12 protein-coding genes are annotated in these 12,235 nt (G+C 62.3%); 7 read left to right on the top strand and 5 right to left on the bottom strand.

Features of this window, described 5'->3' with window-relative positions:
- Nucleotides 1–76: 76 nt before the first annotated feature.
- Nucleotides 77–2,332, bottom strand: coding sequence for a beta-agarase (locus H621_RS0111315; protein ID WP_028943510.1), 2,256 nt, complete (start codon nt 2,330–2,332; stop codon nt 77–79).
- A gap of 81 nt (nt 2,333–2,413) precedes the next feature.
- The gene (gene dinG, locus H621_RS0111310) at nt 2,414–4,558 is read right to left on the bottom strand and encodes an ATP-dependent DNA helicase DinG (protein WP_028943509.1); all 2,145 of its coding nucleotides are present in this window, start codon (nt 4,556–4,558) and stop codon (nt 2,414–2,416) included.
- Between the two features lie 97 nt (nt 4,559–4,655).
- On the opposite strand from dinG, the gene H621_RS0111305 reads away from it, so the two are divergent.
- Complete coding sequence (locus tag H621_RS0111305; RefSeq protein ID WP_028943508.1) at nt 4,656–5,120, top strand: CopD family protein; 465 nt, start codon at nt 4,656–4,658, stop codon at nt 5,118–5,120.
- Nucleotides 5,121–5,207: 87 nt separating this feature from the next.
- On the opposite strand, the gene H621_RS0111300 is transcribed toward H621_RS0111305, so the two are convergent.
- The 3 genes from H621_RS0111300 to H621_RS0111290 all read right to left on the bottom strand — a co-directional run bounded on the left by H621_RS0111300 (nt 5,208) and on the right by H621_RS0111290 (nt 6,988).
- Entirely contained in the window at nt 5,208–5,477 is a 270-nt protein-coding gene (locus H621_RS0111300; protein WP_028943507.1) for a DUF1145 domain-containing protein, read from the bottom strand.
- A gap of 15 nt (nt 5,478–5,492) precedes the next feature.
- Entirely contained in the window at nt 5,493–6,209 is a 717-nt protein-coding gene (locus H621_RS0111295; RefSeq protein ID WP_028943506.1) for a PA1041 family peptidoglycan-binding anchor lipoprotein, read from the bottom strand.
- A gap of 89 nt (nt 6,210–6,298) precedes the next feature.
- Nucleotides 6,299–6,988 (bottom strand): PA1041 family peptidoglycan-binding anchor lipoprotein, encoded by a 690-nt coding sequence (locus H621_RS0111290; RefSeq protein WP_028943505.1) that lies wholly within the window; start codon nt 6,986–6,988, stop codon nt 6,299–6,301.
- Nucleotides 6,989–7,145: 157 nt separating this feature from the next.
- On the opposite strand from H621_RS0111290, the gene H621_RS0111285 reads away from it, so the two are divergent.
- The 6 genes from H621_RS0111285 to H621_RS0111260 all read left to right on the top strand — a co-directional run bounded on the left by H621_RS0111285 (nt 7,146) and on the right by H621_RS0111260 (nt 12,100).
- Nucleotides 7,146–7,640: a DUF6231 family protein gene (locus H621_RS0111285; RefSeq protein ID WP_028943504.1), complete on the top strand. Its 495-nt coding sequence runs from the start codon at nt 7,146–7,148 to the stop codon at nt 7,638–7,640.
- A gap of 4 nt (nt 7,641–7,644) precedes the next feature.
- The gene (locus H621_RS0111280; protein WP_028943503.1) at nt 7,645–8,121 is read left to right on the top strand and encodes a YchJ family protein; all 477 of its coding nucleotides are present in this window, start codon (nt 7,645–7,647) and stop codon (nt 8,119–8,121) included.
- Between the two features lie 5 nt (nt 8,122–8,126).
- On the top strand, nt 8,127–8,597 hold the full coding sequence (locus H621_RS0111275) for an LEA/WHy family protein (protein ID WP_036989702.1): 471 nt from the start codon (nt 8,127–8,129) through the stop codon (nt 8,595–8,597).
- A gap of 6 nt (nt 8,598–8,603) precedes the next feature.
- Nucleotides 8,604–8,804: an SEC-C metal-binding domain-containing protein gene (locus H621_RS28020; protein ID WP_036989700.1), complete on the top strand. Its 201-nt coding sequence runs from the start codon at nt 8,604–8,606 to the stop codon at nt 8,802–8,804.
- 93 nt (nt 8,805–8,897) lie between these two features.
- The gene (locus tag H621_RS0111265) at nt 8,898–9,542 is read left to right on the top strand and encodes a glutathione binding-like protein (protein WP_028943501.1); all 645 of its coding nucleotides are present in this window, start codon (nt 8,898–8,900) and stop codon (nt 9,540–9,542) included.
- A 116-nt stretch (nt 9,543–9,658) separates the two neighbouring features.
- Entirely contained in the window at nt 9,659–12,100 is a 2,442-nt protein-coding gene (locus H621_RS0111260; RefSeq protein WP_028943500.1) for a penicillin acylase family protein, read from the top strand.
- Nucleotides 12,101–12,235: the final 135 nt, after the last annotated feature.

Below are 12,235 nucleotides of genomic sequence, written 5' to 3'. Positions count from 1 at the left end.
CAGCGGTCAGGCAGTTGCCTGCCCAGAAAGCAGTGCGGCCCGGCGCACGCAGGTGCGCCGGGCCGACAAGCAGGGATTACGGGGCTGTTGCTGCCTTTTCGGGCGCTGCGAGCTTGCCGATCTGCGCCTGCGCCTGCAGGTTGCTTTTACGCACACTCTCGACAAAACCCTGGAACGGTACATCGGTAATGCCCACCAGGCCGAAGTGTCCGTTTTCCCCATCCAGCAAACGCCCGCTGGCCGGTTGATCCAGGTACTGGAACCAGTGCACCCCGACAATCGTTGGCTCAGCCAGTGCGGCCTTGACGAAGGCAGCATAGGAAGGCCCCCGCGCCTCCTCCTTGGCCACCTCCATCGGCCCTGGCCAGAACGGGCCGCGATCACGCGAGCCAAACTGGAACTCGGAGACCAGCACCGGCTTGTCCAGCGCATTGAGTTGGCTGAAATCGTAACCGTCCTGGGGCTTGGGTGTGTAGAAGTTGAAGCTCAGAACATCGCAGAACTCGGCACAGGCAGCCACCGCTTCCGGCGTACTGACCGCATAGCGCCCGCCCAGCAGCAAGTGATTGGGTGCATGCCACTTCAAGGAGTCGGATATGGTCTTGAAGTAGGTTTGGGCAAATACCTTCTGGAAGTATTTGAAGTCGGCCTCGATCTCCGGGTACTCCGGGCTTGGCAAGGGCGGCTCGAAACCTGGGTCTTCCATAAGTTCCCAGGCCGGCAGGTCGATACCCCAGGCCTTGGACAACCCCGCCTGGTTACGGTACTTGTCGCGCAACTGCTTGAGGAAGGCACGCTTGGCCGGCACATCGGTGGTCAGGCGCAGCGTCCCGTAGGCCAGGGCATAGCGCGCCTTGGGATCATCGCCCGGCGCGGCCCAGGCCAGTTCGTTGTCGGCGAAATAACCGATCAACCAGGGGTCGTCGCGGTGGTCTCGCGCGGCAATGGCTACCGCACGTTCCGTGGCCATGGCAAAGCGAGGGTCGAACGGGTCGGGCATACGGCCCCACCAATCCATGCCCGTGCTGATGCTGGTGTAGTCACCAACGATCGACAGCGGCAAGGTATAGGCGATGCGATCAGCCTGCCCCACGGCGGAATCGCTCCAGTTGCCCAGGGTGTTGAACCCCCAACCCTGCAGGCGATCAAGGGTATGACCCTGCCAGCGCTGCTTGTCCACGACTGACGCCGGGCAGTCCACTGCCGGCGCTGTGTCGGTTGCAGCAGCCGGGGTGCAGGCCTTGCCATGGGTGCGCTCAAGGTTGGCGGCATAGAAGTCGTACCAGCGCCCCTGGTTGAAACCGCGCCCGCTGGACGAGCCGTTGCCGTCGTTGTTGTCACCTTCACCATAGAACTGCGCCAGCGGCTCGCCCTCCTGTGGCAAGGTGGTGAACATCGACTCGCGCCCAGCCACATAGGTGCGCCCACCGTCGGGGGCGACCGCATTGACGCCCAGCGAATAGAACGGATGGCCCTCAGGAGTGACCAGGTACCATCGCCCGTCCTGCTTTTCGGTGCGGAAGAAACCCTTGGCCTCGAAGCGTACGCCGGTGGTCACGCCACCGAACTTGTCGTGGGGCAATTGGCTGCGCTCGGCCATCCAGCCCTTGAGTTGCTGCTGTTCGCGAGCCGCCGCTGCCTTGAGCTGGTCGTCGCTGACAATCTTTTCCGGCCAGCGCGCCCGGGTGGACTGGCCGTAGCCATCGATCAAGCCGGTATAGACGGCCTTTTGCACTTGCTCATCGTCCTGGGTTCCAACGCGCTCGATCATCAGGCTCTGGGCAACGTTGGGCTTGTTCATCGACAAGGTCACCGACACCACTTGCTTGAGGTCCACCTCGCCCGCGCTGCTGGTCAACAACCAACGCTGGCCTTCATGTACCCACGGCATCGGTGGCCCGGCACGCATGCCCTGGCTCAGCGCTGAGGTCGCCTTCAACGGCACCAACACCGTCTGCGCTGGGCCAGCCGGCAAGTCGATACGACTGGTGAGCGTCTTGCCGTCGCTACTCAGTACCGTGACATCTACCGTGAGTGGCCAGTCCATGCCGCTTTGCAGGCGCAAGGTCATGGCCGTAGCACTGGACCAGTCCCAGGCGCCCGATTGCGGGCTCAGTTTCAGGCTGGGCCGCTCGACGGGGTTGAATACCACCCGGCGCAATACCTCACCCTCGGCCGTCTGCTCTGCATTGTATTGCGGCAAACTGGCATCCTCGGTCGCCACATTGACCACGGCGGCCGGGCGCACGAAGCTGAACAGCGTCTGTTGCCCGGCCAGCAACGGGGTGCTGAACAACAGGGCGAAGACAGCGGGCAAGGTACGGCGAATCATAGGGCTGGAGCTCTCCTTGAGGGCCCTTGCGGGCCTTGAACTGAGTCATAGACAACGCCCCGGCGTATTTCTCTGCGGGGGTCAGGAAATTTCCCGTCGAAACGGCGGCAGAGCGTTGAGAATAGCTTTGCCGTAGCGCTGGGTGACGACGCGTCGATCCAGCAGGGTGATGGTGCCGCGATCCTCTTCGGTACGCAGCAGGCGACCGCAGGCCTGGATCAGGCGCAACGAGGCGTCCGGCACGGCGATCTCCATGAACGGGTTGCCGCCACGCGCCTCGATCCACTCGGCCAGGGCAGCCTCGACCGGATCATCGGGCACCGCGAACGGAATCTTGGCAATCACCACATGCTCGCAATAGGCGCCTGGCAGGTCGACACCCTCGGCAAAACTGGCAAGGCCGAACAACACGCTGGTGTCACCGCCATCGACCCGCGCCTTGTGCTTGTTCAAGGTTTCCTGCTTGGACAGGTTGCCCTGAATGAACACTTGCTTGCGCCAGTCCCGGTCCAGGCCGTCGAACACGTCCTGCATCTGTTTGCGTGAAGAGAACAGCACCAGCGTACCGCGCGAGCCTTCGACCAGCGCCGGCAGGTCACGAATGATCGCTGCGGTATGGGCGGCGGCGTCCCGCGGATCGGCACGCAGGTCCGGCACCCGCAGAACACCTGCATCAGTATGATGGAACGGGCTGGGCACGACGCTGGTCACGGCGTCCTTGGGCAGGCCGGCACGCATGCGGAAGCGATCGAACTTACCCAGCGCCGTCAGCGTTGCCGAGGTCACCAACGCGCCATGGGCGACGTTCCAGAGGTTGCGGCGCAGCATCTCGGCCGCCAGGATCGGGCTGGCGTTGACCTCGATATCGAACAGCGCGCCACTCTCGGCCAGGGTCAGCCAGCGCGCCATGGGCGGGCTGTCTTCCGGGTCTTCGGCGGTGAAGGCGGTCCACAGCTCCCAGTTGCCCTGGGCACGCATCAGCAGACTGCCAAACAGCGGATACCACTCTTCAGCCTGATGGCTGGCAATGCCGATGCTCACCTCCGCATCCATGCCCTCCTTGAGCAAGTCGGTCAGGCGGGTGAACAGGTCGGTCAAGCGTGAGAAACCCTTCTTCAGCTCGATGCCCATCTCGCGCATATGCTCGGGCACTACCCCGCCCTCGAAGCGATGGCGCGGCCGTTCACGGCCTTCCATGTCTTCGCCGGGACGGAAGTCAGCCACCTGCTCACAGGCACTGAACATGAACTGCTGCTGGGCCTTGATCTCCCGGGCCAGCTCCGGCACCTGCTCGATCCACTTGCCCAGATCGCCCGGCAACGGGTGCTGGGCCAGCAGTTTGGTCAGGTTCTTGGCAGTCTGCTCCAGCCAATCGGCGGTGGAACGCAGGCGGGTGTAGTGGGCGAAATGGCCGATGGCCTTGTCGGGCAGGTGGTGGCCTTCGTCGAATACATAGATGGTATCGCGCGGATCAGGCAGCACCGCACCGCCGCCCAGGGCCAGGTCGGCCAGGACCATGTCGTGGTTGGTGACAATGACATCGACTTTGCCCATGCCTTCACGGGCCTTGTAGAAGGTGCACTGGCCGAAGTTAGGACAGTGGCGACCGGTACACTGGCTATGATCGGTGGTCAGCCGGGCCCAGTCCTGGTCTTCGAGGGCCTGGGGCCAGCTGTCGCGGTCACCGTCCCAACGGTTGCCGGCAAGCTTCTCGATCATGCTGGTGAACAGCTTCTGGCTGGCCTCGTCGACTTCGATCCTGAAGCCTTCCTCTTCGAACAACTGAGCGGTGGCCGATTGTGCATGGCCCTCCTGCAGCAACAGGTCGAGCTTGGACAGGCACAGGTAGCGGCCACGCCCCTTGGCCAGGGCGAAGCTGAAGTTCAGGCCGCTGTTGCGCATCAGGTCGGGCAGGTCCTTGAAAACGATCTGCTCCTGCAAGGCGACCGTCGCCGTGGCGATCACCAGGCGTTTGCCAGCGGCTTTGGCAGCGGGGATCGAAGCCAGGCTATAGGCGACCGTCTTGCCGGTACCGGTGCCGGCCTCGACCGCCACAATGGCGGGTTCACCAACACGGCGACCTTCGTCATCGCAGTCGATATTGCCAAGGACCTTTGCCACTTCGGCGATCATCAGACGTTGGCCATAGCGAGGCTTGAGGCTCTTGGCTTCGAGAAAACGCGAATAGGCGCCCTGAATCGTGGTTTTGAGTTCGGTGCTGATCATGGTGTCGGGGCGCCCGGAGGGCTGGATAAATTTTCAGTGTTTCGATTGGGTCGCTATCATACCCCGCTATTGCCCTTTGCGCCGAATGGAGATCCCGATGGCCGCCTTTGCCCTTCCTTATAGCCTGCACGTCCTGGCCGCCCTGGTGTGGGTCGGCGGGATGTTCTTCGCCTGGTTGATCCTGCGGCCTGCGGCGGTTGCAGCCCTTGATGGCCCCGCTCGCCTGCGTTTATGGGCAGCAGTATTTCAGCGTTTTTTCGTGTGGGTCTGGGTGGCGATCGCTGTGCTGGTCATTAGCGGCGTGGGCATGCTGCACATGCGTTTTGCCGGCTTCGACGGGGCGCCACGCTATGTTCAGGTAATGATGGGCGGAGCGATCGCGATGATTGCGCTGTTCATTCGTATCCAGTCATTGCTGCTGCCGGAGCTGCGTAAAGCGGTCAAGGCAGAAGACTGGCCGACCGGTGCTACGGTTCTTGGGAAAATCCGCCGGGTGGTGGGTTTCAACCTGCTGCTGGGGATCGCCGTGGTCGTGGTCGCCACTGCCCGCCTGCCAATCTGACGGCGCCAGGAGCACCGGTGCGACGTCTCGACGTGCCCTGCGATTGCAATTGGACTGCAGGATTGCAATCGCGGGACAAGCCCGCTCCTACGGTTTAGCGTGGACGGGGGGCGGAATCGAAAGCACATGAAAGATCCCGACCAAGAGGATCTGCAACCGATCGAACCAGCGATGGCTGCGGTCACGCAGGCGGCCGTTATAGGCCAGCACTTCCAGTAGGTGCAGCCCCAACAATCCGATCCCGACGGCGCTGATCAGTTTGTTGAAGGGGAACGCCTGGGGAATCAGCAGATTCACCAGCACTACCCACCAGAACACCACCGTCAGCGCCTTGCCCAACCCCAAAAAAACCTTCATGGATGCCCCCTGCCATTAGTTCAGGTGCAGTTCCACCCTGCGGTTCTGTGCCCGCCCCTCCTCGGTGTTGTTGTCTGCAATCGGCTCGCTCTCACCCCGGCCCTGGCTGGTGACTTTAGCCGGAGACAACCCCTGGCTGATCAAGTACTCGGCAACGCTGCTGGCTCGCCGCTCGGAAAGCGTCTGGTTGTAAGCGTCAGCCCCCTGGCTGTCGGTGTGCCCGATCACTTTGACGCTGACCACGCTGGCGGCGTTCAGCTTGTTTGTCAGCGCCTGCAATTGCGTATGGGCGCTGCTGGTCAGTTCTGCAGAGTCGAATGCGAACATCACCGCGCCCTGGTCATTGAGGGTAATCACCTCGGGCACAGGGGCAGGCTCGGCTTTTTCGGCGACCGGATACTGTGGCAATGGGCAACCGTTATGGCTGACCGGAGTATTGGCCGGGGTATCCGGACAGTTATCACGGCGATCGAATACGCCGTCCTCATCTTCGTCACCGTCCTGGGCATAGCAGATCAGCCCACCGGCGATCGCGCCAGCGGCACCGGCCCCCGCGGCCCATGCAGAACTTTCAATAGCCCCCAGTCCACCGCCGACAAGTCCGCCGAGCAGGCTGCAGATTGGCCAGGTCCTTTGATTGAGTGGTGCGCTGCCATCACTGTGAGTAGCGCAACCGGAAAGCAGGCTTGCCGCCACCAGCACTGATACCGCGGCCTTGGAGAGAACACTCATGGGAATTGCTCCTGTGTCACCGGTCGCTACCGGTCACACAGGAGTAAAGACCGGCCCGCGGCACTTCTCAAGCCGCAGGCCGTCGCGCGTCAGCGCTCGATGCGAATTTCCACCCGCCGATTCATCGCCCGGCCTTCAGCGGTAGCGTTGTCCGCTTCCGGACGGCTCTCACCGGCGCCTTGAACCGAAACGAAACTGGCTTGCGGTACGCCGCTGCTCACCAGGTAATCGGTGACCGATTGGGCACGGCGTTCAGACAGTTTCTGGTTGTAGGCATCACGACCGACACTGTCGGTATGCCCGGTCACACTCAACCTGGCGCTTGCCGCTTCGTTTTTCAGGCGAGTCGCAATGGTGTTCAAGCGCTCCTTGTCGGCTGCGGTCAGTTTCGCCGAGTCGAATTCGAAGTGAACATCACGAATCACGATCACTTCTTCCTTGACCACTACTACTTCTTCAACCACGGCAGGCTCAGGTGGGCATCCATTGGCATCGACCTGAACGCCACGAGGCGTACCCGGACACTTGTCACGGCTGTCCGGTACACCATCACCATCTTCATCACCATCGCCATGGGCCCAGCAGTAACCTGCTGCCATACCCGCACCCAGCAAGGCCCCCCAGCCAGCCCAACTCGAGCTTTCTATAGCGCCCAAGGCTGCGCCGCCCACACCCCCGACCGCCGCGCATTTCGGCCAGTCGGTTTTTTGCAAACCTGCACAACCAGTCAACACGCTGGTAAGCAGAACCAGAGGTAAAGCTGTGCGTACTATGCTCATTTGTTGCATCTCCTGGGATTCGGTGCAAAACCGATGCTCATGGGAGTAAAGACCCGCCAATCCATCTCCGCCAGCAATAAGCCATGATGCCGCCATCAGTCACTATGCGCGGGGGCCCGGGACCGTTAGTCTTGACGCATCTGACCGAGGATTCCCGATGATTGACGGATTTTCCCAGCGCACGCCGCAACAGGCCCTGGCCGCGCTGCTTGAACGACATGCGCCACAGCGCCTGCTGCTGGTGGGTTCGCGCTTCCCTGCCCTGGAGGCCTTTGCCCAGGCCCACCCGCAGGTCGAGATCGCCCAGGCAGCCCCTGGACCGTTGCCCGCCGAGCTGGCGGCGCAACGCTTCGACCTGGCCCTGCTGGTCGATTGCCTGGAGCACCTGCCCAAGCGCAACGGCCTGCAATTGCTGGGCGGTATCCGCAATCTCAATGCCAGTCGCGTGGCCGTGCTGGCGGACCTCGAAGCCTGCCAGTGGCAAGACACCGACTTTTTCGCCCTGGCCCTGCAGGCCAATGAAAAATTTCAGCGTGGTGAACAGGTTCTGAGCCTGTTCACCTATGATCTACGTGAATACAAACAGGTACCGGACTGGCTCAACGCCAAGTTCTGGGCCAACCCGGAAAATTTTGGCAAGTACTGGTGGTGAAACAATGAGTGTCTCGGTTTGTCCCTGCGGCAGCGGTAACCTGCTCGACGCCTGTTGTGGACATTTCCATGCCGGCCAGCCGGCACCCGACGCGCAAGCCCTGATGCGCTCGCGCTACAGCGCCTACGTATTGGGATTGATCGACTACCTGGTAGCAACCACCCTGCCCGCGCAGCAGGCAGGACTGGATCGCGACAGCATCATGGCCTGGAGCACCCAGAGCACCTGGTTGGGCCTGGAGGTCGAAGGTGCCGAAGTGTTCGGCGGCCAGCCTGAACATGCCTTTGTCACCTTCACAGCGCGCTGGCACGACAATGATGGTGAACACAGTCACCGTGAGCGCTCGGCTTTCGTGCAAAACCACGGCCGCTGGTACTTCATCGACCCCACCGTAGGCCTCAAGGCCGGACGCAACGACCCCTGCCCCTGTGCCAGCGGGCAGAAATTCAAGAAATGCTGCTCCAGCTACCTGGGTAACTGAGGTTGATGGCCCGTCTGTTGTTGCTCAGCCTCCTGATACTGCAACTGACGGGCTGTGCCAGTTGGCTGGGCGATGATTACCGTGACCCCGAGGTCCACCTGGTCAAGGTCGAGGCGGTCAAGATGCGCCTGCTGGAGCAGGAGTTCGTTCTTCATGTGCGCGTCGACAACCCCAATGACGAGCGCCTGTTCATCCGCAGCCTGAGCTACACAGTGCACTTGAACGAACTGTTGCTGGCCGAGGGGGAATCGAGCTTGTGGCGCAGTGTGGGCGGGCACGCCCGGCGCACCTTCAAGATTCCGGTGCGCACCAACCTCTGGGCGCAGGTCAAGCCCCTGGCCAAACTGCTCAAGAATACCGATCAGCCGCTGCACTATCGTCTCGATGGCGAGCTCAGCAGCGGATTAATCTTCACCCGTGACCTGCACTTGTCGCGCAGTGGTGAGATAATTCCCGGCGATCTTTTACCGGAGTAACCCGCAATGACCCAACAACCCCATGTTCATGGCCCAGACTGCAACCACGATCATGATCATCACGACCATGACCACGGCCATGTTCACGGCCCGCACTGTAACCACGCCCCCCAGGAGCCAGTGCGCAATACCCTGAAGGACGTCGGTCGAAACGACCCATGCCCGTGCGGCAGCAACAAGAAATTCAAGAAGTGCCACGGGGCCTGATCACAGCCCTGTAACAGCGGTCGCCGCCTGTGGTATGCATAGGCGCGACCGCTGCGCGCCGGCGCAGCAGCCAGTCATTCGACGGAGCGTGCCATGATCGACCTGTATTACTGGACCACCCCCAACGGCCACAAGATCACCCTGTTTCTCGAAGAAACCGGCCTGGCCTACACGCTGCACCCGATCAATATCGGCAAAGGTGAACAGTTCGCCGCCGACTTCCTCAAGATCGCCCCCAACAACCGCATTCCTGCCATCGTCGATCACCAACCAATGGACGGCCAGCCGCCACTGTCACTGTTCGAGTCCGGGGCCATCCTTTTGTACCTGGCCGAGAAAACCGGCCGCTTCATTGCCCACGACCTGCGCGGCCGCCAGGAGACCCTGCAGTGGCTGTTCTGGCAAATGGGCGGCCTGGGCCCGATGGCCGGGCAAAATCATCACTTCAATCGCTTTGCCCCGGAAAAGATCCCCTATGCAATCAAGCGCTATGTGGATGAGACGGCTCGCCTGTACGGGGTGCTCAACAAACGCCTGATGGACAGACCGTTCGTCGCCGGGAACGAGTACAGCATCGCCGACATGGCGATCTATCCCTGGATCGTTTCGCACACCTGGCAAGGGCAGAACCTCGACGACTTCCCGGCCCTCAAGGAGTGGTTCGAGCGGATTCAGGCGCGTCCTGCCACCCAACGGGCCTATGCCCTGGTCGAGCAGGTCAACCCGCCGCAACCCTGACACCGCCGTGATCGACGCGAGGCTTTGAAAATAAAGGCTTCGCCCCCGCTTGCATGGTGTGGTCGGGCTCACTAACGTAGCGCCTTTTAGTCGCCACGCCCTGCAGGAGCCCATCCATGGCCGCGCCAGCCTTTCCCCCTTCCCCCCCCCGGTTCGGCGTAGCCGCAGCGATGTTCGGCTTGCTTGCCCTGGGCGGCTGCCAGATGGGCGGCTATCGCGACAGCGTGCCACCGAGTACGGGTGTGCAGCCGCTCAAAGGCCTGGCGCAGAATGTCTCGGTGCGGCGCAATGCCCAAGGCATGCCGCTGATTGAAAGCAGCAACTTCCACGATGCCCTGTTCGCCCTGGGCTACGTACATGCCAGTGACCGCATCGGGCAAATGGTCGGCATGCGCCTGCTGGCCCAGGGTCGTCTGGCCGAGATGGCCGGCGCCGACGTGCTGGAGGTCGACCGCCTGATGCGCGCTGCCAACCTCAAGCAAACGGCCAACCAGCTCTACGCCGATGCTTCGCCTCGCCTCAAGCGCTTCTTTGAAGTCTATGCCCGCGGCGTCAACGCCTACCTGTTCCGTTACCGCGACCGCCTGCCAGCCCCCCTGGCCCAATATGGCTACCGCCCCGAGTACTGGAAACCGGAAGACTCGGCGCTGATCTTCTGCCTGTACAACTTCAGCCAGTCGGTCAACCTGCAGGAAGAACTGGCCGCCTTGACCCTGGCGCAGAAGGTCGGCAGCGACAAACTGCCCTGGCTGTTGCCCAGCTACCCTGACGAACCCTTGCCGATGGCCGAGGCCGACAAGCTCAAGGGCTTGAGCCTCTCCAGCCAATTGAGCGCCCTGGCACCACTGGCTGCGGCCAGTCAGCAACTGGCGGCCCTGAACCTGTTGGGTACGGCCGGCTCCAGCAACTGGGCCATAGCCCCGCAACGCAGCCGCAGCGGCAAGAGCCTGCTGGCCAGCGACACTCTCGGTGCCTGGGCCATGACCCCTGTGCAGATCCGTGCGCCCAAGTACCAGGCTGCCGGCGTCACCCTCGCCGGTCTGCCGCTGGTGCTCTCGGGTTACAACGGCAAGCTGGCCTGGAGCACCAGTGCAGTCATGGCCGATAATCAGGACCTGTTCCTGGAACGCCTCAAGCGCGAAGGCAGTCGTCTGATGTACCAGGCCGACGGCAAGTGGCTACCGACGCTGGCCCGCAATGAAACTTTCTTTATCAGGGGCCAGCGCCCGCAGCGTGAAACCCTGTTCGACACCCGCCACGGCGCCTTGCTCGGCAGCACACAGAACGCCAGCCTCGGTCTGGCCCTGCAAGTACCGCAGCTCAAGGGTGACATGAGCATGGATGCGTTCTTCAACCTGTCGCGGGCACAGAACGTCGAGCGAGCCTTCGACAACACCCGGGAGATCGGCGCCGCCGCGCTGAACTTCGTCTTTGCCGACGCCAGCAACATAGGCTGGCAAGTCAGCGGACGTTTCCCCAACCGCCGCGAAGGCCAGGGACTGTTGCCTTCACCAGGCTGGGACGGCCGCTACGACTGGGATGGCTACGCCGACCCGATGCTGCATCCCTACGATCAGGACCCACTGCAGGGCTGGCTCGGCAATGCCAATCAGCGCAGCGTGCCCAAAGGCTACGGCATGCAGTTGTCCAATAGCTGGTACTACCCCGAACGCGCCGAGCGTCTGGGGCAATTGGCGGGTAACGGCAAACACGACAGTCGTAGCCTGATTACCATGCAGAACGACCAGACTTCGCTGTTCGCCGGCAAGCTCAAGGCAATGTTCGAGGCACCGGGCATGGCGCAATCGCTCAAGCAGGCCATCGACAGCCTGCCCATCGACCAACGGGCCAAGGCCCGGGAAGCCTATACCCGTTTGATGGCGTTCGATGGCCGACTGAGCACCACCTCGGCCGATGCAGCCTTGTATGAACTGTTCCTGCAGGAAAGCGCGAAGTTGACCTTCCTGGATGAACTGGGCCCGGAGTCCTCGGCCACCTGGCAGGCCTTTGTCGCAAATGCACGCCTGTCGTATTCGGCGCAGGCCGACCACCTGCTGGGCCGGGAAGACAGTCCTTTCTGGGACGATGTGCATACGGCGCAAAAAGAAGACAAACCGGCGATCCTCGCTCGTAGCCTGGCGGCTGCCGTCAACGCCGGCGAAGCGCAACTGGGTAACGACCGCCGCGCCTGGCAATGGGGCAAGCTGCACCAGTACCGCTGGCCTGCACCGACCTTCCATGGCCTGGGTGATGAAGTCAAACGTGGCCCGCAAGCCACCGGTGGCGATCACAGCACCCTGAACCTTGCTCCGTATGCCTGGGGCCAGGACTTCAACGCCCAATTGCCGCCGTCGCTGCGCATGGTGGTCGACTTCGGCCAGGTCGAACCGCTGCAACTGCAAACCAGCAGCGGGCAGTCCGGCAATCCGGCCAGTGCGCATTTCGCCGATGGCCTCGATGCCTGGTTCCAGGGCCGCTACATGAGCCTGCCCCTGCAACCGCAGAACTTCGACCGGGCCTACGGCAGCAAACGCCTGACCCTGGTACCGGGCAAGTAAACCTTTCCTGCCCGCGCAGCCGGTGCAATGCCGGCTGCGCTGATCCATATCAACTGCCCCCGCCCGCAATTGCCTTACAACGAAACTGGGGCGAAGTTCGCCCCGGTTCTGCCTGATGATCTCTGAAAACGATTG

It is taken from the genome of Pseudomonas vranovensis DSM 16006, assembly GCF_000425805.1.
Classification (GTDB): Bacteria; Pseudomonadota; Gammaproteobacteria; order Pseudomonadales; family Pseudomonadaceae; genus Aquipseudomonas; species Aquipseudomonas vranovensis.
This window is presented reverse-complemented; position numbering and strand designations above follow the sequence as displayed.